A 20,833-nucleotide genomic window follows, 5' to 3' on the forward strand; every position below is an offset into this window, starting at 1 on the left:
GGACGGCCCCCGTCTCAGGCCCGTCCCGCGATCGGGTTCTTCAGCCTGCCGACCAGCTGCAGCGCCCCCGACGGATCGGTGAGATCGACCATCTGCTCGTTGTTCCGCAGCTGCAGCCGGTTCAGGCAGGACAGCGCGAACTCCTCCGTGAACATGTCGTACTGCTTGAACTTCCCGGAGAGGTACGGGACCGAGTCCTGGTACCCGGTGACGCATTCCACGACGGTCCGCCAGAACGTCCCCTCTTCGAGGACGCCCTCGCTCGCCAGACCGGCGCCCAGGAAGCGCAGGAAGCAGTCGAAGACATCGGTGAGGACGGAGAGCAGCTTCATGTCCTCGGGGACCTCGGCCCGGATCCGCTCGACCCGCGGCGGCAGCACCGCGTCCGGGTCCATGACGGCGATCTCCTCGGCGATGTCCTTGAAGACCGTGCGCCGTACGACCCCGTCCTCGACGACGAGGATGACGTTCTCGCCGTGCGGCATGAACACCAGGTCGTACGCGTAGAAGCTGTGCAGCACCGGCACCAGGTACGCGTCCAGGTAGTGGCGCAGCCACACCGCGGGGTCCAGCCCCGACTCGGCGATCAGCGCCGCGGCGACGGAGCCGCCCTCGTGGTCGGTGTGGAGCAGCGAGGCCATGGTCGCGACCCGCTCGCCGGGGGCGAGGCCCGGGACGGGGCTCTCCCGCCACAGCGCCGCGAGCATCTTCAGGTACGGGGAGCCCTTGGCGGTGGCCGCCTCGTACGTCCGGTGGTGGTAGCCGACGGCCGCCCGCTCCCGGATGATCGAGAAGCGGGCCGCCCGCAGCACCTCGTCGCCCTCGATCAGACCGGCCAGCCAGTCGTTGATCGCCGGGGTGGCCTCCATGTACGCGGCGGAGAGACCGCGCATGAAGCCCATGTTGAGGACGGACAGCGCCGTTTTCACGTAATGCCGTTCCGGGGCGCTGGTGTTGAAGAACGTACGGATGGACTGCTGCGCGAGGTACGTGTCCTCGCCCTCGCCGAGGCAGACCAGATGCCGCTGCGCGAGCTCCCCGGCGAAGGTGACGGCCAGCTTGTTCCACCACTGCCAGGGGTGGACGGGGATCAACAGGTAGTCGTCGAGGTCGAGGCCGAGTCCGCTCATCGTGGCCGCGAACCGGGCCCGGGTCTCCTCGGCCAACTCGCCGTCCATCAGGGTCTCGTAGTCGAGCCCGGCGCCCGCGGTGAAGGTGGCGCGGTCGCGGCGGGCGGCGAGCCAGACCAGCCGGATGCCGGCCGCGGCCTCCGGGGCGTACGCCCGGTACTCGTCCACGCCGAAGCCGAGGCGCCCGTTGTTGGCGACGAAGCAGGGGTGGCCCTCGGTCATGCCGGTCTCGATCGCCTGGAACCCGGCCCGGACCAGCTCGGCGGAGGTGACGGGCGGCTTGGTCAGCTTGAACGCGGTACCGGCCAGCGTGGCGGAGATCTCCTCCAGGTAGACGGGCAGGATCTCCGCCGAGAGGCCCAGCGCGGAGCGCAGCTCGACGAAGAACTCGGCCGCATCCAGCGGGAGTTCGCAGCCGTTCCGGTGGCGGGTGATCGTGTCGGCCTCGACCTGCCAGTGATCGAGGGCGAAGAGCCGTGCGGTGAAGCGGTACTCGGTCGACGCGTCGTCGCCGCGCACCGAGTAGCGGTCGTCGCCGAGCGGCGCCGGGACCAGCAGCCGCTCGTGGCTGAACTCGGCGAGCGCCTTGCGGATCAGCAGCCGGTTGGCGGTGGCCCAGCGCTCGGGGGTGAGGTGGGCGGCGCTGTCGATGGTGGCGGACATCAGGCACTACCCCCGGTCGCTGCGGCGAACTGTTCCCGTGTGCAGGCGCTGAGCAGGGCGGTCTTCTCCGGTTTGGCCAGCTCGCCCAGCACCTCGAAGCCGACCGCCTTGTTGAGCGCGTGCACCGCGGTGTTGCGTACATCGGGTTCGACGACGACCCGGCGTACGGAGGGATCGGCGAACAGGGCCTCCAGCACGGTGGTGATCACGGCGAGCGTGAAGCCGTGCAGCGGGGTGTCGGTCGGCGCGACCAGGAAGTGCATCCCGATGTCCCCCCTCTCGGCCTCGTACAGCCCCTTGAGCTCGACCTCGGCGGGGTCGTACCGCTCCATCAGGAAGGCGGGCTCCCCGTCGTGCAGCCCGATGAAGGCGTCGTGGTGCGGGTGGGCGGCGATCGCCAGGTACTCCCGCTCGACGTCCTGGAGTTCCGCGTCCCCCATCAGCCAGAAGGCGGCCTTGGGGTGGGTGACCCAGCCGTGCACCAGCTCGGCGTCGGAAATGGGGCCTCCCGTGGGCAATGGGGTCTCCCCTGCTCGAGCGCAGCCGAGAGCTCGGGGAAGGAGTTGAGAGCTTGGGGAAGGGTCCAGCGGACGGATGGTGAAGGTGCCGAGGGCGGGGGCGGTCATACGGCGAACTCCTGGAAGGCGATGGACTTCTCGACGGGGTAGTACTCACGCCCGAGCAGCTCGCCGATGATGTACGCGTTGCGGTAGGCACCCATGCCGAGGTCGGGCGAGGTGACCGAGTGGGTGTGCGTGCCCGCGTTCTGCAGGAAGACGCCGTGCCCGGTGGTGTCGATGGAGTAGTTGCGGGCCACGTCGAAGCGTCCCCGGCCGTCGTGGCGCAGCCGGTCGGCGATCGGCTGCAGAAAGGCGGGCGCGGTGTACCGGTATCCGGTGGCGAGGATCAGGCCCTCGGTGGTGAGGGTGTAGTCCTTGGCCTGTTCGTCCTGGTGCAGCCCCAGCGTGTACGTACCGCTGCCCTCCTCGTAACGGGCGCTGGTCAACGATGAGTTGGTGAGGAGCCGGGTCGGGACGGGGCCGGGCAGGTTCTTCTGGTAGAGCAGGTCGAAGATCGCGTCGATCAGCTCGCCGTCGATGCCCTTGAAGAGGCCCTTCTGTCCGGATTCGAGCCGGTAGCGGGTCTCCTCGGGCAGGGCGTGGAAGTAGTCGACGTACTCCGGGGAGGTCATCTCCAGCGTCAGCTTGGTGTACTCCAGCGGGAAGAACCGCGGTGAGCGCGTCACCCAGTTCAGCCGGTAGCCGTGCACATCGATCTCGGAGAGCAGGTCGTAGTAGATCTCGGCCGCGCTCTGCCCGCTGCCGACAAGGGTGATGGACTTCTTCGCCTGGAGGGCCGCTTTTTCTTCCAGGTAACGGGAGTTGTGCAGCAGGTCGCCGCCCAGTCCCTGGCAGGCGTCCGGAATGTATGGGGGAGTGCCGGTGCCCAGCACGAGCCGCGGGGCCCGGAAGACGCCGCCGTCGGCCGTGCGGACGGTGTAGAGCGCGGAGCCTTTGTCGTACGTCACCGACTCGACCGTCTCGCCGAAGCGGACGCTGCTCAGCTTGGCGGCGGCCCAGCGGCAGTAGTCGTTGTACTCGGTCCGCAGCGGGTAGAAGTTCTCCCGGATGTAGAAGGAGTACAGCCGTCCGCGTTCCTTCAGATAGTTCAGGAAGGAGTACGGCGAGGTCGGGTCGGCCATCGTGACCAGGTCCGACATGAACGGCGTCTGGAGATGGGCCCCTTCGAGGAACATCCCGGAGTGCCAGTCGAAGTCCGGCTTCGACTCCAGGAACACCCCGTTCAGCTCGCCGATCGGCTCGGTCAGGCAGGCGAGCCCGAGATTGAAGGGGCCGATCCCGATCCCGATGAAGTCGTGGGCGGCCCGCGGATCGCGGGGTTCAGGAAGCACGGTCAAGGGAGTCTCCCAGGTACTGCTCGGCGTGGCCGGAGATCAGGTCGAGTACCGCGGCGATGTCCTGCGCGGTCGTTTCGGGGTTGAGCAGGGTGAACTTCAGGTACTGGCGCCCGTCGACCTTCGTGCCGGCGACGACGGCCTCACCGGAGGCGAAGAGCGCCTTGCGGGCGTGGAGATTGGCCCGGTCGATCTCGGTGGGCGAGGTGATGCCGGACGGGATGTAGCGGAACACCAGCGTGGACAGCCGGGGTTCGACGACGACGTCGAAGCGTGGGTCGGCGGCGAGCAGCCGCCAGCCCTCGGCGGCCAGGTCGCAGACCTCGTCGAAGAGCCGGCCGACACCGTCCGCGCCCATGACGCGCAGCGTCATCCACAGTTTCAGGGCGTCGAATCTGCGGGTGGTCTGCAGCGACTTGTCCACCTGGTTGGGGATCCGTTCGGCGGTCATCCGCTGCGGGTTGAGGTACTCGGCGTGGTACGTGGCATGGCGCAGCGTGGCCCGGTCGCGCACCAGCACGGCGGACGAACTCACCGGCTGGAAGAAGGACTTGTGGTAGTCCACGGTGACCGAGTCGGCGTGCTCGATGCCGTCGAGGAGGTGGCGGCGGTCGAGGGAGGTCAGCAGCCCGCAGCCGTACGCGGCGTCGACGTGCAGCCAGGTGGAGAACCGCCGGCAGATCGCGGCGGTCTCGGGCAGCGGATCGATGGAACCGAAGTCGGTGGTGCCCGCCGTGGCGACGACCGCCATCGGGACGGCGCCCTCGGCGACGCACTGCTCCAGGGCGCGGGCCAGCGCCACGGTCTGCATGCGCTTGTCGTGGTCGACGGGTACGGGGACGACCGAGTCCGGCCCGAGGCCGAGGAGTTTCGCCGATTTCTGCACGCTGAAGTGGCTGCATTCGGAGGTGAGGATGCGCAGCCGGGTGAAGTGGTGCGGAGGTGTCTTGGCCTCTTCCCGGGCCAGCAGCAGGGCCTGGAGGTTGGACTGCGTACCGCCGCTGGTGAAGATGCCGTCCGCGGCCGGTCCGAGCCCGATCCGGGTGGCGGTCCAGTCGATCAGCCGGCGCTCGATCAGCGTGCCGCCGGCGCTCTGGTCCCAGGTGTCCAGGGAGGAGTTGACGGCCGAGAGGACGGCTTCGCCGAGGACGGCGGGGATGACGACCGGGCAGTTGAGGTGGCCCAGATAGCGGGGGTGGTGGAAGTAGACGGCGTCACGGAGATAGACGCGGTCGAGCTCGTCGAGGGCGGCGGACGCGTCGCCCAGCGGCCGGTCCAGATCGATCGCGTCGACGACGGGGGAGAGCTCGTCGGCGCGGACTCCGGTGAACGGTCGGTCCGTGGTGGCGAGTTTGGCTGCGACCCGTTCGACTCCTGCGGTCACGGAGCGCCGGTAGCGCTCCGCGGTCGTGCCGTTGAGCAGGTGCGAACGCATGAAGGGGTCCTCCCGGATGCGGGGAAACTTCATCGGCCCTCAGGACAGAAGACGGGGGCGAGGGCCCGATGTTGAAGTTAGGTTAGCCTAACCTAACTTCAACTCGGATCCTCGCCCCCAAGGGTGCGAAGGTTGTCTGATTCGCGCGTGCGGAATGGCGACTTCCGGCCGGTCGGCCGACGGCGTCCCGTGTCTGTCGCTTGCTGTCGCCCGCTGCCTACTCGTCCGCCTGTTCGTCCGTGCGGGATGTCGGCGCCTCGCGCAGCTGCTCCTCGCTCAGCCCGCGTCGCCAGTACCCGACGAACGTCACGCGCCTGCGGTCGATGTGACGTTCCTGGACGAGATGCCTGCGCAGCGCTCGTACCTGCGACGACTCGCCCGCGATCCAGACGTACGGCGTCCCCTCGGGCAGCTCGGCCGCCCGTACGGCCTCCGGGGCCGTGGGTGCCCCCTCGTCCCGTACGAGCCAGGTGATCCGGGCCTTGGCGGCGGTGTCGAGGGCCTGGCGGTCCTCGGTGTGCTGGACCTCCAGCCAGACCAGCGCCTTCAGGCCGGCCGGCAGCCACTCCAGGGCGGCGGACGCGGCGGGCAGTGCGGTCTCGTCGGCCCAGATCAGCACCCAGTCGGTGTCCTGCGGGGGGCGGAAGCGGACGGCGGTGTTGTCCTCGACCGCCGGCCCCAGTGCCTTGAGCCGGTCTCCAGGGGAGGCGCCCGCGGCCCAGCGGCAGGCAGGCCCGCCGTCCCCGTGCAGCGCGAAGTCGATGTCGACCTCGGTCGCTCCGTCGGGTGTACGGCGCTGAGCGCGCACGGTGTACGAGCGCATGACGGCCCGTACGGTGTCCGGAAGTGCGCGCCAGGCGGTGAACCAGTTGCCGTCCGCATCGACCGGAACGACTGGTTCCGACTGTCCGGGGTGCGGCAGGAACAGTGACAGGCTCTGGTCGCGGCCGCCGGCGGCGAAGCCGTCGAGCCCCGGTCCGCCGAAGGTGACCCGGAGCATGGAGGGCCCGAGGCGCCGGGTCCGCAGGACGGTCAGACCGAAGAACCGGAAGGGGGTGATGGGGGGTGCGACGGACGTCGTCATGAGGGGGGCTCCTCCCAGGAACCGGAAGCGAAGCCGGAAACCGGTCGCCGGAACGTTCGAAGGAAGGTTAGCCTAACCTCATTGGTTGTTCGAGAGTGTGTCCGCGCAACCACCCTCGCCATCCGCGCAACCGCCCTCACCATCCGCGCGACCGCCCTCACCAGACGAGTACCCCACCGCCCACGGCTCGGGCGCGCAGGGCGGCAGCGGTGATGTTGGCCAGCCGGGCCGCCGCGTAGTCCCGCCGGTGTCCGCTGCCCCCGGCGAGTGTCGCGGCGTTCCGGTGGAGCAGCTCGCACTCGGCGAGGAAGTCGTCGACGTCCTCCGGCTCCACGTACAGATCTCCGGTGGCCAGCTCCGGGAAGAACCGGGCCCCGAGCGCCCGCGCGGCGTCCGACCCCCACAGCGTGGTGCGGCAGACCTCGGTCCCGGCCATGTCGCTGCCGTCCTCGGGGTCGTCGAGAAGATGCGATCGGCCCTGCTCGTCGTAGACGAAGGTGTGCACCGACAACGTCATTTCCCGGACTCCTTCCGGCAGCCGCAGAGCCCCTCGACGGTGACATCGACGGCCCGACACTCCACGGCCCTGCTGCGCTCGGCGGATGACGCGCCGGCCCACATGGAACCGTGAACATTCGACGAACTCGTCGGCCCGTTCATGACATTGTCGCGCCCCACCGGCCCCACTTGGCAAGGCCGTTCGGCCTCGTGCGGCCGGGGTCCGCTTGCGAGCGGCGGCAGTTGACGGCGATCGAGGCGCTGCATCGGCTGCGGCGCAAGGGCTTGGCCGGGTGACCGGACCGCGAAGAGGCTCGGGCTTCCGGGACCTCCTGCAACTGGCCCGGCGAAGCGGAATACGATCTCCGGATGATCGAAGGCAAGTTGGTAAGGCTTCGCGCACTGCGTGCGGAAGACGCGGAGCAGCACCTCCGGTGGCGCAACGACCCGGAAGTGGTGCACTGGGCCACCGGCGGCGACCCGTGCTTCGGCCCGGTCACGGCGGAGGCCATCGGGCGCGGCTTCGAGACGATGCTGCGGCTCAACCCGCGGGAGTCGGCCGTCTTCACGGTCGAGGACCTGGCCGACGGCACGGTGATCGGCATGGCGGACTACCGGGACCTGGACCCGTTCGCCGGGCTGGTCACCGTCGGCATCACCATCGGCGAGCGGGACCACTGGGGCCGCGGCCACGGCTCCGACGCACTGCGCCTGCTGGTGGGGCACCTGTTCGGGGCCTTCGGGCTGCACCGGATCGAGCTCGACACCTGGAGCGGCAACGAGCGGGCCGTCCGCGCCTTCACCAAGGCGGGCTTCCGCGAGGAGGGCCGACGCCGGGGCACCGTGCTGGTGGCGGGCAAGCGGTACGACACCGTGCTGTTCGGGATGCTGCGCGAGGAGTGGCCGGGCGCGACGAGCTGATCGCCCACCCGGCCCACGCCCGGTGACCGTCAGGCCGGCAGGCCCAGCTCCCGCGCGATCAGCATGCGCTGCACCTCGCTGGTGCCCTCGCCGATCTCCAGGATCTTGGAGTCGCGCCACATCCTGGCCACCGGGTACTCGTTCATGAACCCGTATCCGCCGTGGATCTGGGTCGCCTCGCGGGCGTTGTCGACCGCGACCGTCGACGAGTACAGCTTCGCGATCGCCGCCTCCTTCTTGAAGGGTTCGCCCGCCACCAGGCGCGACGCCGCGTCGCGCCAGCCGATGCGGGCCATGTGGGCGCGCGTCTCCATGTCCGCGATCTTGAACTGGATCGCCTGGTTGACGCCGATGGGCTTGCCGAAGGCGTGGCGCTCCTTGGCGTACTTCACCGACTCGTCGACGCAGCCCTGCGCCAGCCCCGTGGACAGGGCGGCGATGGCGATGCGGCCCTCGTCCAGGATGCGCAGGAACTGGGCGTAGCCGCGGCCCTCCTCGCCCAGCAGGTTCGTCAGCGGGACGCGGACGTCGGAGAAGGACAGCTCGCGGGTGTCCGAGGCGTTCCAGCCGACCTTGGAGTACGGGGCGGCGACCGTGAAGCCGGGGGTGCCGGACGGCACGATGATGCAGGAGATGAGCGGGGCGCCGTTCGCCTTGTGGCCGGTCACCGCCGTGACCGTGACCAGTTCGGTGATGTCCGTACCGGAGTTGGTGATGAAGCACTTGGAGCCGTTGATCACCCACTCGCCCGTCGTCTCGTCGCGCACCGCCGTCGTGCGGGTGCCGCCCGCGTCCGAACCGGCGTCCGGTTCGGTCAGGCCGAACGCGCCGAGCGCCTCGCCCGAACAGAGCTTCGGCAGCCACTGCCGCTTCTGCTCCTCCGTGCCGAAGCGGAAGACCGGCATCGCGCCGAGCGAGACCCCGGCCTCCAGAGTGATCGCCACGGACGAGTCGACCCGGGCCAGCTCCTCCAGGGCGATCCCGAGGGCGAGGTAGTCGCCGCCCATGCCGCCGTACTCCTCGGGGAACGGCAGCCCGAACAGGCCCATCCGTCCCATCTCCCGCACGATCTCGTACGGGAACTCATGGCGCTCGTAGAAGTCGCCGATCTTCGGGGCGATCACATCGTGCGCGAACTCCTCGACGGTGCGACGCAGTTCCTCGTGCTCGGCGGTCAGCCGGTGGTCCAGGGGCATGGCAGGTGTCACTCCTTGTGGGACGGTGGTTATCGCACCGAGAGCGCGCGGACGGTACGGGACGGGCTGGGTCGGCCCAGTTGTTCGGCGAGCCACACGCTGGTGGCGGTGAGCGCGTCGAGGTCGACCCCGGTTTCGACACCGAGGCCCTGGAGCATCCACACGAGGTCTTCGGTGGCGAGGTTTCCGGTCGCGCTCTTCGCGTACGGGCAGCCACCGAGTCCGCCCGCGGAGGCGTCCACGGTGGTCACGCCGTGCTGGAGCGCGGCGAGGGTGTTGGACAGGGCCTGGCCGTACGTGTCGTGGAAGTGCACGCCGATGGTGTCGGTGCGCACGCCCTCCTCGTTCAGCTCGGAGAGCAGGGCCTGCACATGGCCGGGCGTGGCGACGCCGATGGTGTCGCCGAGGGAGAGTTCGTCGCAGCCGAGGTCCATCAGCGCCTTGGCCACGCGGACGACCTGATGGACGGGGACGGGTCCCTCCCACGGGTCGCCGAAGCACATCGACAGATAGCCGCGGACGTGCACCTTGTCGGCCTTGGCGCGGGCCACGACCGGCTCGAACATGGCGAGCGACTCGTCGACGGTGCGGTTGAGATTGCGGGCGGCGAACGTCTCGGTCGCCGAGCCGAACACCGCGATCCGCCGGGCGCCGAGCGCCAGGGCCCGGTCCAGGCCGCGTTCGTTCGGTACGAGTACGGGCAGGGCCACGCCCCCGATGTCCGCGAGGCGGGGGAACAGGTCTTCCGCGTCGGCCAGTTGGGGCACCCACTTGGGGTGCACGAAGCTGGTCGCCTCGATGGTGGTCAGGCCCGCCGCGGCGAGGCGGTGGATGAACTCCGCCTTCACCCCGGTCGGTACGACGGCCTTCTCGTTCTGCAGCCCGTCGCGGGCGCCGACCTCGTGGATGCGCACCCGTGGGGGCAGGTCCTGGGCCGGTACGGTCATGGGCAGGGCGCGGGGTGTCGTCATGCCTGCTCCCCGGGGGCCACCACGGCCAGGATCTGGTCCATGGCGACCGTGGCACCGGCGGTGACGTCCAGCTCGGTCACGGTCCCGGCGTGCGGGGCGGAGATGACGTGTTCCATCTTCATCGCCTCGACGACGAGCAGGCTCTGGCCGGCCACGACCTCGTCCCCGACGGCCACCTTCACGACGGTGACGGTGCCGGGCATGGGCGCGGCGAGCGTGTCCGCCCCGGAGCGCGCGGCGCCGGCCAGCGACGCCTCCACGGGGTCGTGATCCTGCACGTGCCAGGTGTCGCCGTCACGGCCCAGCCAGGTCCCGTCCGCGGACGCGGCATAGGTGAACGCGTGGGTGACACCGGCGAGTTCGATGACGATGCGGTGCGCGGACAGCTCGATCGTGTCCGCCGTCTCCTTGCCGCCGGGCAGCGGGGCGAGCGGGCCGCAGGGGCCCGTCGTGGGCTCCGGCGGCTGTGCGCCCTCCCCGACATGGCCGAACGTCAGCTCGGTGCCCGCCGGGCAGGAGCGCAGCGAGACCTGCACCGGATCGTGGCCGGGCAGCCGGAAGTGGCGCACCGTACGGGCCGGGGTGCCGCCCAGCCGCCAGCCGCTCGCCACCGAGAACGGGTCCACCCAGCCGGCGGCGTCCGCGGGTGAGGCGGCCGGTGCGGCGGACTGCCGCAGCAGCGCCGCCGCCGCGTACACCTCCTCCGGCACTCCCTCCGGCACCAGTCCGGCCACCTCGCGCTCCACCAGGCCGGTGTCCAGATCGCCCGCCACCACCGCCGGGTGGGCGAGCAGCCGGCGCAGGAAGCCGGCGTTCGTCGGGACGCCGAGGATCACCGTGTCCGCGAGGGCCGCGCGCAGCCCGCGCAGCGCGGCGGCGCGGTCGGGGCCGTACGCGATGACCTTCGACAGCATCGGGTCGTACAGGCTGCCGACCTCACCGCCCGCGGCGAGCCCGGAGTCCGTCCGCACGCCGTTGCCCTGCGGCTCGTGCAGTGCGAGGACCGCGCCGCCGGACGGCAGGAAGCCACGGGACGGGTCCTCGGCGCAGATCCGGGCCTCGATCGCATGGCCGGTGAGGTGGATGTCCCGCTGCTCGTACGGGAGTTGCTCGCCCGCCGCGACCCTCAGCTGCCACTCCACCAGGTCCAGGCCGGTGATCAGCTCGGTGACCGGGTGCTCGACCTGGAGACGGGTGTTCATCTCCATGAAGTAGTAGGAGGCGGGGTCGTTGCCCGGGACGATGAACTCCACCGTGCCCGCGCCGACATATCCGCAGGAGCGGGCCGCCTGGACGGCCGCCTCGCCCATCGCCGCCCGGGTCTCCTCGTCGAGCAGGACGGACGGCGCCTCCTCGATGATCTTCTGATGGCGGCGCTGGAGCGAGCATTCGCGCTCACCGAGGTGGACCACGTTGCCGTGGGTGTCCGCCAGGACCTGGATCTCGATGTGCCGGGGCCGGTCGATCCACCGCTCCACCAGCAGCGTGTCGTCGCCGAACGAGGCCCGCGCCTCGCGCCGGGCGGCGGCGATCTCGTCCGCGAGCAGCGTCTCGTCGCGCACCAGCCGCATGCCCTTGCCGCCGCCGCCCGCCGAGGGTTTCAGCAGCACCGGTGTGCCGATCTCGCGGGCCGCGTCGCCCAGTTGGGTATCGGTGAGCCCGCTGCCCGAGGAGCCGGGCACCACCGGGACGCCGGCCTTTGCGACCGTCTCCTTGGCCCGGATCTTGTCGCCCATCAGGGAGATGGCGTCGGCGGGCGGGCCGATGAAGGTCAGCCCCGCTTCCGCGCACGCCCGCGCGAAGCCCGCGTTCTCGGCGAGGAACCCGTACCCCGGGTGGACGGCCTGCGCGCCGGTGCGACGGGCCGCGTCCAGCAGCGCGGGCACGCTCAGATAGCTCATCGCGGCGGGAGCGGGCCCGATCCGTACCGCCGTGTCGGCCTCCCGTACGTGCCGGGCGTCCGCGTCCGCGTCGCTGAACACGGCGACCGAGCGGACGCCGAGCTCGCGCAGCGTACGGATGACACGTACCGCGATCTCGCCTCGGTTGGCGACGAGAACGGTGTCGAACATCGTCATCTGTTCCTCACATCCGGAAGACGCCGAAGCCGGGCGCTGCGTGGTCCTTCTGGGGCAGCGGGGCGTTGGCACACGCGGTCAGGGCGAGCCCCAGCACCTGCCGGGTCTCCAGCGGGTCGATCACGCCGTCGTCCCAGAGCCGGGCCGTGGCGTAGTAGGCGTTGCCCTGGGTCTCGTACTGCTCGCGGATCGGGGCCTTGAACGCCTCCTCGTCCGCCGCGCTCCAGTCGTCGCCCAGCTGGTCGCGCTTGACCGTCGCGAGGACGGACGCGGCCTGCTCGCCGCCCATGACGGAGATCTTCGCGTTGGGCCACATCCACAGGAAGCGGGGCGAGTAGGCGCGGCCGCACATCGAGTAGTTGCCCGCGCCGTACGAACCGCCGACGACCACCGTCAGCTTCGGCACGCGGGTGCAGGCGACCGCCGTCACCATCTTGGCGCCGTGCTTGGCGATGCCACCGGCCTCGTAGTCCCGCCCCACCATGAAACCCGAGATGTTCTGCAGGAAGACCAGCGGGATGCCGCGCTGGTCGCACAGCTCGATGAAGTGGGCGCCCTTCTGGGCGGACTCGGAGAACAGGATGCCGTTGTTGGCGACGATCCCGACCGGATGGCCGTGGATCCGGGCGAAGCCGGTGATCAGCGTCGTACCGTACTCCGCCTTGAACTCGGCGAACCGCGAGCCGTCCACCACCCGGGCGATCACTTCCCGGACGTCGTACGGCGTGCGGGAATCGACCGGGACGGCCCCGTACAGCCCGGCGGGATCGACCTTCGGCTCCTCGGCCGGCCGCACGGACCACGGGAGCGCCGCGCGGTCCGGCAGCGTGGCGACGATGTTCCGCACGATCCGCAGCGCGTGCGCGTCGTCCTCGGCGAGATGGTCGGTGACCCCCGACGTACGGGAGTGCACCTCGCCGCCGCCGAGCTCCTCGGCCGTCACGACCTCGCCGGTCGCGGCCTTCACCAGCGGCGGACCACCCAGGAAGATCGTGCCCTGGTTCCGCACGATCACGGCCTCGTCGCTCATCGCGGGGACGTACGCCCCGCCCGCCGTGCACGACCCCAGTACGGCCGCGATCTGCGGGATGCCGGCCCCCGACATCCGGGCCTGGTTGTAGAAGATCCGCCCGAAGTGCTCCCGGTCCGGGAAGACCTCGTCCTGCATCGGCAGGAACGCGCCGCCCGAGTCGACGAGATACAGGCAGGGGAGCCGGTTCTCCAGCGCCACCTCCTGGGCGCGCAGGTGCTTCTTCACGGTCATCGGGTAGTACGTGCCGCCCTTGACGGTCGCGTCATTGGCGACGATCACGCACTCCCGGCCGCTGACCCGGCCGATCCCGGCGATCACCCCGGCCGCCGGGGCGGCGCCCCCGTACAGCCCCTCGGCCGCCAGCGGGGCCAGCTCCAGGAACGGGGAACCCGGATCGAGCAGGGTGTCCACCCGGTCCCGGGGCAGCAGCTTGCCGCGCGCGACATGCCGGGCACGCGCCTTCTCACCCCCGCCGAGCCTGGCCGTGGCGAGCCGCGTGCGCAGCTCGTCGGCGAGCGCGTGATGCGCCGCCTCGTTGGCCTGCCAGGCCTCGGAGGCGGGATCGGCCGCGCTCGCCAGAACCGGTGCCTGCTGCATCCTGTCGAGCCCCCTTGCCCGTACCGCAGTGGTTAGTGAGCGTTAACGTATACCTTCAGGTTAACGACCGCTAACCCGACTGTCTAGAATCGAATCCATGACCATCAGGACGGACGCCCCCACCCGCCGCGAGCAGATCCTCAAGGAGGCCGCCCGCCTCTTTGCCGAGCGCGGCTTCCATGGTGTCGGCGTCGACGAGATAGGTGCCGCGGTCGGCATCAGCGGCCCCGGTCTCTACCGGCACTTCCCCGGCAAGGACGCGATGCTCGCCGAGCTGCTCGTCGGCATCAGCGAGCGGCTGCTGGCGGGCGGGCGGTTGCGGGTGTCGGAGGACGCGGCCTGTGGCGACAGCTCGCCGCAGGCCCTGCTCGACGCGCTCATCGAGGGCCACATTGACTTCGCCCTCGACGACCGCCCCCTGATCACCCTCCACGACCGCGAGCTGGACCGCCTCCGGGACGCCGACCGCAAGCGGGTCCGCCAGCTCCAGCGGCAGTACGTCGAGGTGTGGGTGGAGGTCGTCCGCGAGGTGTACCCGGACCTGCCCGAACACGAGGCCCGCGCCGCCGTCCACGCCGTCTTCGGGCTGCTGAACTCGACCCCGCACCTGGGCCGCCCCGGCGCGCAGCCGGACCGTGCGGGCACCGCCGCACTGCTGCACCGGCTGGCGCGCGGGGCGTTCGAGGCGGCGGCGGCCCGCCCGTAAGGCCCGTGGGTCGGTGCTCGTCGGAGGGGCACCCGATTCGGCTCGGCCTTGAGTAGCGGCCTTGAATAGCGGCCTTGAATATATGAATGTATGAGAGAGCGGCGAGGAAGTTCCTCACATTCTCCTTTCTTTTGCTCGACGAGCTCCGTCGGTCGGAGTGTCGCAGCGCCCCCAGGCATATGGTTTGAGCTGTCTCACCCACGCCTGATGGGGAATTTAAATGAAAACATGTCAGGTTTCGATCGTTGTCCCCTGTTTCAATGAGGACGAGGTCATCGAGGCATTTCACCGTGCGCTGATCTCCGCCCTCGAACCCACTCGGCGGACCTTCGAGATCTGTTATGTCGACGACGGCAGCAGTGACGGGACCAGGCTCCGGATCGGCTCACTCGCGACCGCGGACCGGCGGGTCCGCTACACCTCCTTCAGTCGTAATTTCGGCAAGGAGGCCGCCATGCTCGCGGGGCTGCGCATGTCCCGCGGCGACGCCGTCGTCCTCATGGACGCCGACCTCCAGCACCCGCCCGAACTGGTGCCCCGCATGCTGGAGCTGCGGCAGCACGGCTACGACCAGGTCGTCGCGCGGCGCGACCGTGACGGAGAGGGCGCCCTGCGCACCTTTCTCAGCGCCGCCTATTACCGGGCCATGGGCCGGTGCATGGACGTCGAGGTCGTCGACGGGGAGGGCGACTTCAGGCTGCTGTCGCGCACCGCAGTGGACGCCGTGCTCGCGCTGCCCGAGAGCAACCGGTTCTCCAAGGGGATCTTCTCCTGGATCGGCTTCGACACCGTCAGCTTCACGTACCGCAACGTCCGGCGCGCGGCGGGACGTTCGAAATGGGGCGGCAGACGTCTCTTCAACTACGGGATCGACGGGCTGATCTCCTTCAACAGCCGCCCGCTGCGCCTGGCCATCCACGGCGGTCTCGCGCTCGCGCTGGCGGCACTGGGATACGCCCTGTGGACCATCGTCGGCGTCGTCCTCCACGGCGTCGCCGTACCCGGCTACACCACCCTGCTGACCGCCATCGTGGCGCTCGGCGGAATCCAGCTCGCCACGCTCGGCGTCATCGGTGAATACGTGGGACGCATCTACGTCGAGGCGAAACGCCGCCCGCACTACGTGGTGCGAGAAACGAATGAATCTCCGCACGTTCCCCCGGTCGATATTCCGGCGGAGGTGTGTTCGGGCCCGTCCGCACCCGCGGGCAGGAGACCGGTGGCGGGGCGTACCGGGTCGACCGCGCTCGGGGCCTCCAGGTTCCGCACCGTGCGCCAGTTCATCGATTTCGGGCTGATCGGAGTAATCAATACGGCGGTATACCTGGCCGTATACGCCACGCTGAATACCTGGATCCCCTATCTGGCCGCGCACGTCATCGGATACGTGGTCAGCATCGTGGGATCCTTCCTGCTCAACTCGTACATCACCTGCCGTACGAAGCCGACCTGGCAGGCCTTCGTCCGGTATCCGCTGTCGAGCGTCGTCAACCTCGTACTCACCGGCGTTCTGCTCTACCTCGGCGTGAGCAGGCTGGGCATGGACAAGAACATCGCCGCCGTGGCCGCGGGAGTCCTCGCCACCCCCTTCTCGTTCCTCCTCGCCCGCTGGGCCATCGACTCCGGCACCGCCCTGGCCCGGCAGAGCGCCGGTCCGGCCGAGAGCCGTGCCGGGCACACCTCACCGTGAAACCACACCGCCCGAACCTCTCGGCGGGCAAGACGCGAGCACCGTACGAAGGACATCCAGTGCACATGACCGCTGACACGTCGAAATCCGCTGACACGTCGGAATCCGCAGACACGTCGGAGACCGCCGGCACACAGGCGCAGAGCGCGGACTCCCAACGGTCGGAAGCCGGCCCGGCGCCCGCGCGGCGGTGGGCGACGATCTGGACGATGGCCCTCACCCTGCTGCCGCTCGCCCTGCTCGGCGCGGCTTTCTGGATCGGCCGCCTGGTCCGTCCGGGCGGGGACGACTGGTGCTTCCTCCCGGTCGTCCGGGACGAGGGCGCGTCCGGGATGATCGCGAAGTTCTTCTTCCACGACAACGGGCGCATCGCCAACGCGCTGCTCGTCGTCGCGTACGGGGCCTTCGGTGTCGCGGGCCATCAATGGTTCGCCCTGGTCAGCGGGGTGCTCATGCTGGGCATCCTCTGGGCGCTCATCGCCTCCGGGCTCAAGAGAGCCGGGCTGACCGCGCCCCGCGGGCTCGCACTGCTGGTGGGCGCGATGACGGCGGTGATCTTCTTCCTCGCGACGCACAACCCGTACAAGGCGTTCTACTGGCCCGCCAACTCCGTCTCGCACACCGTCTCACCGGTGCTGGCCTGCGCCGCCGTGATCCCCCTGCTGCGCGCACGGACCGGGTGGGGACGCGCCCTCGCGCTGGGCGTCGCGTACCTGGCCGGGATCTTCATCGGCACCCTGTCGGAGGAGACGTCGGTCGTCGTGTTCACCGTGCTCGCCGCCGTCCTGCTGATCAGCTGCTGGTCCCTTCCCGGTCCCGGCCGGACCCACACCCGTATCTGGTGCGTCGTCGCCTTCGCCGGAGTCGCGGTCGGGACGGCCATCCTGTACCTGTCGCCCGGCGCACGCACCCGGCGTGAACGGTTCGGCGCCGACGGCGCCTCCGTGTTCGGGCCGGAGGCACTGACCACGGCGCTGCGGGCGTTCGCGCACATCCTCGGGACGATCTTCACGACCTGGCAGTACGTGGGAGCGGTCGCCGTCGGCGTACTGCTGGGCCTGCTGGTGCGCGGCGGCGGGCCGCAGGGAAGCAACGCGCCGGTGGGGTCCCTGCGCCGCAGGCCCTTCCTCCCGGTCGTCGTCGGATTCCTCGCCTTCCTGGTCTCCGGCTACCTCTGCACCGTCGTCGCCTACCCCGTCTTCGGGGCGAGCGTGATGACAGCGTCGCGCATCTGGGGCGACTTCCTGCTGCTGTACGTGCTGCTCCTGGTCGGCATCGGCGCCCTGCTGGGGCGGGCGCTGCGCACCGTCCGGTGGGGGATCCGCGCGGTGACGGCGGTGGCCGCCGGAGCCGTCTGCGCCGGGGTCTGCGCCGGCCTCGCCGTCCCGCTGCTCCAGCTGGAACGGAAGATGGACGTGCGCGCCCAGCGCTGGGACCGGCAGGACCGGTGGCTGAGGGAACAGGCGGCGCGCGGCGCCCAGGTGCTTCCGTACACACCGGTGTCGGTCAGCGGGATGGGGGAGCCGTTCGGTGACCACGGCAAGAAGCTGTGGCCGGGACAGTGCGTCGCCCAGTATTACCACCTCAAGAAGATCACCTACTCGACCAAGCTTCCCTGATCGTCCGGACGGCACGGCCGGACGGTCCGTCGTGCAAGACACCCGGCACACTGCGCACACCTGACGGCACAATGGGTTCATGCCGATACCCAGCCGTGCCGCCCTCGTCGAACACCTCGTCCGTACGCGCATCGCCGGAGACGTCGCCACCCCCCGCGACAACAACCTCTCCCACTACCGCAAGCTCGCCAACGGCGACCGCCACTACTGGCTGGGTCTGGAGCTCGGGGACCGGTGGCGCGACGAGCAGGACGTGCTGGCCGTGATGGCCGAGCGGTGCGGGGTGAGCGACGACCCGGAGCACCGGTTCGGGCAGGACACCATCGACCCGGAGCTGACGGTCGACGCCCTGGAGCGGATGGCGGCGCGGCTGCGCAAGGCGGCGGCGGGCGCGCAGCGCGTGCTGTTCGCGACCGGGCACCCGGGCGGGCTCCTCGACGTGCACCGGCAGACCGCGCAGGCGCTGCGGGCCGCCGGGTGCGAGATCGTACGGATCCCCTCGGGACTGGTGGCCGACGAGGGCATGGTGTTCCAGTTCGCGGACGTCGCGGTGCAGGAACGCGGCGCGACGCTCTGGCACACGCACTCGCCCGCCCCGATGGCCGCGATCCTGGACGGTCTGGAGCGGGAGAGCCGGCCGTTGCCGGACCTGGTGGTCGCCGACCACGGATGGGCCGGGTGCGCGGCGCAGCGCGGGCTGGACGCGGTGGGCTACGCGGACTGCAACGACCCGGCGCTGTTCCTCGGCGAGGCGGAGGGGACGCTCCAGGTGGCCGTACCGCTGGACGACCACGTACTGGACCCGCGGTTCTACGACCCGCTGACGGACTATCTGCTGGACGCGGCGGGGCTCATCTGACACCGACGGGTGCGGTGGGGTGGGGGTGTCGGTCCGGTCGATCCGTCGACTGATCAGTCCGGCGACGGCCTTCGCCGCGGCGATGCCGAGATGGCGGCCGCCGCGACGGCGACGGTGACTGTGGACTCCCCACCACCGGATTTCTCGTCACTCATGGTGGGGAGTATGTCCGAATCGCCGGACCGTGGCCTGTTCGGAACGGGGCGACGGGTCAGCCCCGGGGAACGCGGACCACGCCCTCCTGGATCACGGTGATCGCCAGCCGGCCGTCCTGCGTGTAGATGCGGGCCTGGCCGAGCCCGCGCCCGCCGGACGCGGACGGTGACTCCTGGTCGTACAGCAGCCATTCGTCGGCCCGGAACGGCCGGTGGAACCACATCGCGTGGTCCAGGCTCGCGCCGACCACGTCGCCGACCGTCCAGCCGCCGCGCCCGTGGGCGAGGAGCACCGAGTCGAGCAGCGTCATGTCGGAGACGTACGTCGCCATGCAGACGTGCAGCAGCGGGTTGTCCGCGAGCTTGCCGTTGGTGCGGAACCACACCTGGGAGCGGGGTTCGCGCGGCTCGCCGACCGTGCCGAAGGGCGGCGCGTCGACGTACCGCAGGTCGACCGCGGCCCGTGCCTCGATCATCCGGTCCACGATGCCCGGATCACTGAAGCGGTCCGCGTACCGGGGCAGCATCTGCGCGGCCGTGGGCAGCGTCTCGGGGTCCGGGGCGGGCGGCATGGCCGCCTGGTGCTCCAGGCCCTCCTCGTGCGTCTGGAAGGACGCCGAGAGATGGAAGATCGGCTGGCCGTGCTGGACGGCGACGACCCGGCGGGTGGTGAAGGACCGGCCGTCCCGGATGCGGTCGACGCTGTAGACGATCGGCGCGCCGGGGTCGCCCATCCGCAGGAAATAGGAGTGCAGGGAGTGGGCCGTGCGATCGGCGGGGACGGTACGGCCCGCGGCGACCAGGGCCTGGGCCGCGACCTGGCCGCCGAAGACGCGGGGCACGATCGCCGAACGGCTCGTACCCCGGAAGATGTCCTGCTCGATCTGCTCCAGGTCGAGCAGATCGAGCAGGGAATCAAGTGCTGAGCTCATGGGGAGAACGTAACCGCTCTACAGGCCCATGGACTTGGCGATGATCGACTTCATGACCTCGCTGGTGCCGCCGTAGATGCGGTTGACCCGGTTGTCCGCGTAGAGACGGGCGATCGGGTACTCGTTCATGTAGCCGTAGCCACCGTGCAACTGGAGGCAGCGGTCGATGACGCGGTGCGCGACCTCGGTGCAGAAGAGCTTCGCGGAGGCGGCCTCGGCGGCGGTCAGCTCACCGGCGTCGTGGGCTTCGATGGCGCGGTCGCAGACGGCCTCGGCGGCATCCACCTCGGCCTGACAGGCGGCCAGTTCGAACTTGGTGTTCTGGAACGACGCGACGGTCTTGCCGAAGACGGTGCGGTCCTGCACGTAGTTCTGGGCGAACCGGACGGCGGCCTTGGCCTGGGCGTACGCGCCGACGGCGATGCCGAGGCGCTCCTGCGGCAGGTTCTGGCCGAGGTAGGAGAAGCCCTTGTTCTCCTCGCCGAGGAGGTCCTCGACCGGCACCTTGACGTCGACGAACGCCAGCTCGGCGGTGTCGGAGGTGCGCAGCCCCAGCTTGTCGAGCTTGCGGCCGACCGAGTAGCCCTCGGCCTTGGTGTCGACGACGAGGAGGGAGATGCCGTGCCGCCGGTCGTCCGCCTTGGGCGCGTCCGTGCGGGCGCAGACGATGACCCGGTCGGCGTGGACGCCGCCGGTGATGAACGTCTTGGCGCCGTTGAGGATGTAGTGCGTGCCGTCCTCGGAGAGCTTGGCAGTGGTCTTCATGCCGGCCAGGTCGGAACCGGTGCCCGGCTCGGTCATGGCGATGGCGTACATCGTCCTGCCGCTGACGAAGTCCGGCAGCCAGCGCTTCTTCTGCTCCTCGGTGGCGTACGCCTTGATGTACGGCAGGCAGAGCAGGACGTGCACGCCGGAGCCGCCGAAGTTGACGGCCGCGCGGGCGCACTCCTCGGAGATGATCGCCTCGAACTTGAACGACTCGACCCCGGCGCCGCCGAACTCCTCGGGCACCTCGATGCCGAATATGCCCAGCTCGGCGAGCTTGTAGTAGAAGTCGCGGGGCACCTGGCCGGCCGCGAACCACTCGTCGTAGACGGGAGCGACCTCGGCCTCGATGAAGGCGCGGATGGTCTCCCGGAACGCCTCGTGGTCCTCGTTGAATACCGTACGGCGCACGGGGGTGCCTCCTTGGTCAGCTTCGGGCGGGCATCGGGCGAGCTTCGGCCAGGCTGGCTAAGCGCTTGCTCAGCTCTGGTCAAAAGTTACCCGGCGGTCACCGGTGCTGTCCAGGGTGATGCTCCGCACGCCCGCGAGGAGCGGCCGTCGGCCGCGGACGCGCAAGGGCCCTTCC

The 20,833-nt window shown here is 70.2% G+C and carries 17 protein-coding genes; 5 read left to right on the forward strand and 12 right to left on the reverse strand.

Annotation, left to right across the window (positions count from 1 at the left end; genetic code table 11):
• Positions 1-14: 14 nt before the first annotated feature.
• The 6 genes from ACFU8Q_RS23505 to ACFU8Q_RS23530 form a co-directional block, all read right to left on the reverse strand.
• Complete coding sequence (locus ACFU8Q_RS23505; RefSeq protein WP_384457091.1) at positions 15-1,793, reverse strand: IucA/IucC family protein; 1,779 nt, start codon at positions 1,791-1,793, stop codon at positions 15-17.
• Entirely contained in the window at positions 1,793-2,419 is a 627-nt protein-coding gene (locus tag ACFU8Q_RS23510; protein ID WP_384457093.1) for a GNAT family N-acetyltransferase, read from the reverse strand. The genes ACFU8Q_RS23505 and ACFU8Q_RS23510 overlap by 1 nt, the downstream gene beginning before the upstream one ends.
• Entirely contained in the window at positions 2,416-3,711 is a 1,296-nt protein-coding gene (locus ACFU8Q_RS23515) for a lysine N(6)-hydroxylase/L-ornithine N(5)-oxygenase family protein (protein WP_384457095.1), read from the reverse strand. Before ACFU8Q_RS23515 ends, ACFU8Q_RS23510 begins: the two co-directional genes overlap by 4 nt.
• Complete coding sequence (locus ACFU8Q_RS23520) at positions 3,695-5,143, reverse strand: pyridoxal phosphate-dependent decarboxylase family protein (protein WP_384457097.1); 1,449 nt, start codon at positions 5,141-5,143, stop codon at positions 3,695-3,697. The genes ACFU8Q_RS23515 and ACFU8Q_RS23520 overlap by 17 nt, the downstream gene beginning before the upstream one ends.
• Positions 5,144-5,360: 217 nt before the next feature.
• Positions 5,361-6,227 carry a siderophore-interacting protein gene (locus tag ACFU8Q_RS23525; protein WP_384457099.1) on the reverse strand — a complete coding sequence of 289 codons (867 nt, stop codon included), beginning with the start codon at positions 6,225-6,227 and terminating at the stop codon, positions 5,361-5,363.
• A 157-nt stretch (positions 6,228-6,384) separates the two neighbouring features.
• Entirely contained in the window at positions 6,385-6,744 is a 360-nt protein-coding gene (locus ACFU8Q_RS23530; protein WP_384457101.1) for a hypothetical protein, read from the reverse strand.
• Positions 6,745-7,094: 350 nt separating this feature from the next.
• On the opposite strand from ACFU8Q_RS23530, the gene ACFU8Q_RS23535 reads away from it, so the two are divergent.
• The gene (locus ACFU8Q_RS23535; protein ID WP_384457103.1) at positions 7,095-7,646 is read left to right on the forward strand and encodes a GNAT family N-acetyltransferase; all 552 of its coding nucleotides are present in this window, start codon (positions 7,095-7,097) and stop codon (positions 7,644-7,646) included.
• Between the two features lie 29 nt (positions 7,647-7,675).
• On the opposite strand, the gene ACFU8Q_RS23540 is transcribed toward ACFU8Q_RS23535, so the two are convergent.
• From ACFU8Q_RS23540 to ACFU8Q_RS23555, 4 genes are read right to left on the reverse strand one after another with little or no spacing between them, the layout of a single operon-like run.
• Complete coding sequence (locus ACFU8Q_RS23540; RefSeq protein ID WP_384457105.1) at positions 7,676-8,842, reverse strand: acyl-CoA dehydrogenase family protein; 1,167 nt, start codon at positions 8,840-8,842, stop codon at positions 7,676-7,678.
• Between the two features lie 29 nt (positions 8,843-8,871).
• Complete coding sequence (locus ACFU8Q_RS23545) at positions 8,872-9,813, reverse strand: hydroxymethylglutaryl-CoA lyase (protein WP_384457107.1); 942 nt, start codon at positions 9,811-9,813, stop codon at positions 8,872-8,874.
• The gene (locus tag ACFU8Q_RS23550) at positions 9,810-11,891 is read right to left on the reverse strand and encodes an acetyl-CoA carboxylase biotin carboxylase subunit (RefSeq protein WP_384457109.1); all 2,082 of its coding nucleotides are present in this window, start codon (positions 11,889-11,891) and stop codon (positions 9,810-9,812) included. The genes ACFU8Q_RS23545 and ACFU8Q_RS23550 overlap by 4 nt, the downstream gene beginning before the upstream one ends.
• 7 nt (positions 11,892-11,898) lie before the next feature.
• The gene (locus ACFU8Q_RS23555) at positions 11,899-13,521 is read right to left on the reverse strand and encodes a carboxyl transferase domain-containing protein (protein ID WP_384457111.1); all 1,623 of its coding nucleotides are present in this window, start codon (positions 13,519-13,521) and stop codon (positions 11,899-11,901) included.
• Positions 13,522-13,618: 97 nt separating this feature from the next.
• On the opposite strand from ACFU8Q_RS23555, the gene ACFU8Q_RS23560 reads away from it, so the two are divergent.
• From ACFU8Q_RS23560 to ACFU8Q_RS23575, 4 genes are all read left to right on the forward strand, one after another.
• Positions 13,619-14,227 (forward strand): TetR/AcrR family transcriptional regulator, encoded by a 609-nt coding sequence (locus ACFU8Q_RS23560; RefSeq protein ID WP_384457113.1) that lies wholly within the window; start codon positions 13,619-13,621, stop codon positions 14,225-14,227.
• A gap of 220 nt (positions 14,228-14,447) precedes the next feature.
• Complete coding sequence (locus ACFU8Q_RS23565) at positions 14,448-15,917, forward strand: glycosyltransferase (RefSeq protein WP_384457115.1); 1,470 nt, start codon at positions 14,448-14,450, stop codon at positions 15,915-15,917.
• Positions 15,918-16,126: 209 nt separating this feature from the next.
• Positions 16,127-17,536 (forward strand): DUF6056 family protein, encoded by a 1,410-nt coding sequence (locus ACFU8Q_RS23570; protein WP_384457117.1) that lies wholly within the window; start codon positions 16,127-16,129, stop codon positions 17,534-17,536.
• Between the two features lie 79 nt (positions 17,537-17,615).
• Positions 17,616-18,395, forward strand: coding sequence for a phosphatase (locus ACFU8Q_RS23575; protein WP_384457119.1), 780 nt, complete (start codon positions 17,616-17,618; stop codon positions 18,393-18,395).
• A gap of 211 nt (positions 18,396-18,606) precedes the next feature.
• Here ACFU8Q_RS23575 and ACFU8Q_RS23580 read toward each other — a convergent pair whose 3' ends face one another.
• On the reverse strand, positions 18,607-19,482 hold the full coding sequence (locus ACFU8Q_RS23580; protein ID WP_384457121.1) for an acyl-CoA thioesterase: 876 nt from the start codon (positions 19,480-19,482) through the stop codon (positions 18,607-18,609).
• Between the two features lie 18 nt (positions 19,483-19,500).
• Positions 19,501-20,658, reverse strand: coding sequence for an acyl-CoA dehydrogenase family protein (locus ACFU8Q_RS23585; protein WP_384457123.1), 1,158 nt, complete (start codon positions 20,656-20,658; stop codon positions 19,501-19,503).
• Positions 20,659-20,833 lie beyond the last annotated feature (175 nt).

The sequence above is a fragment of the Streptomyces sp. NPDC057543 genome, from assembly GCF_042801895.1.
Classification (GTDB): domain Bacteria; phylum Actinomycetota; class Actinomycetes; order Streptomycetales; family Streptomycetaceae; genus Streptomyces.

Excerpts from the sequence above, each read along its gene's own strand:
- ACFU8Q_RS23505 (WP_384457091.1), bottom strand. The coding sequence starts at position 1,793 with ATGTCCGCCACCATCGACAGCGCCGCCCACCTCACCCCCGAGCGCTGG.
- ACFU8Q_RS23510 (WP_384457093.1), bottom strand. The coding sequence starts at position 2,419 with ATGACCGCCCCCGCCCTCGGCACCTTCACCATCCGTCCGCTGGACCCT.
- ACFU8Q_RS23520 (WP_384457097.1), bottom strand. The coding sequence starts at position 5,143 with ATGCGTTCGCACCTGCTCAACGGCACGACCGCGGAGCGCTACCGGCGC.
- ACFU8Q_RS23525 (WP_384457099.1), bottom strand. The coding sequence starts at position 6,227 with ATGACGACGTCCGTCGCACCCCCCATCACCCCCTTCCGGTTCTTCGGT.
- ACFU8Q_RS23530 (WP_384457101.1), bottom strand. The coding sequence starts at position 6,744 with ATGACGTTGTCGGTGCACACCTTCGTCTACGACGAGCAGGGCCGATCG.
- ACFU8Q_RS23535 (WP_384457103.1), top strand. The coding sequence starts at position 7,095 with ATGATCGAAGGCAAGTTGGTAAGGCTTCGCGCACTGCGTGCGGAAGAC.
- ACFU8Q_RS23540 (WP_384457105.1), bottom strand. The coding sequence starts at position 8,842 with ATGCCCCTGGACCACCGGCTGACCGCCGAGCACGAGGAACTGCGTCGC.
- ACFU8Q_RS23545 (WP_384457107.1), bottom strand. The coding sequence starts at position 9,813 with ATGACGACACCCCGCGCCCTGCCCATGACCGTACCGGCCCAGGACCTG.
- ACFU8Q_RS23550 (WP_384457109.1), bottom strand. The coding sequence starts at position 11,891 with ATGACGATGTTCGACACCGTTCTCGTCGCCAACCGAGGCGAGATCGCG.
- ACFU8Q_RS23555 (WP_384457111.1), bottom strand. The coding sequence starts at position 13,521 with ATGCAGCAGGCACCGGTTCTGGCGAGCGCGGCCGATCCCGCCTCCGAG.
- ACFU8Q_RS23560 (WP_384457113.1), top strand. The coding sequence starts at position 13,619 with ATGACCATCAGGACGGACGCCCCCACCCGCCGCGAGCAGATCCTCAAG.
- ACFU8Q_RS23565 (WP_384457115.1), top strand. The coding sequence starts at position 14,448 with ATGAAAACATGTCAGGTTTCGATCGTTGTCCCCTGTTTCAATGAGGAC.
- ACFU8Q_RS23570 (WP_384457117.1), top strand. The coding sequence starts at position 16,127 with ATGGCCCTCACCCTGCTGCCGCTCGCCCTGCTCGGCGCGGCTTTCTGG.
- ACFU8Q_RS23575 (WP_384457119.1), top strand. The coding sequence starts at position 17,616 with ATGCCGATACCCAGCCGTGCCGCCCTCGTCGAACACCTCGTCCGTACG.
- ACFU8Q_RS23580 (WP_384457121.1), bottom strand. The coding sequence starts at position 19,482 with ATGAGCTCAGCACTTGATTCCCTGCTCGATCTGCTCGACCTGGAGCAG.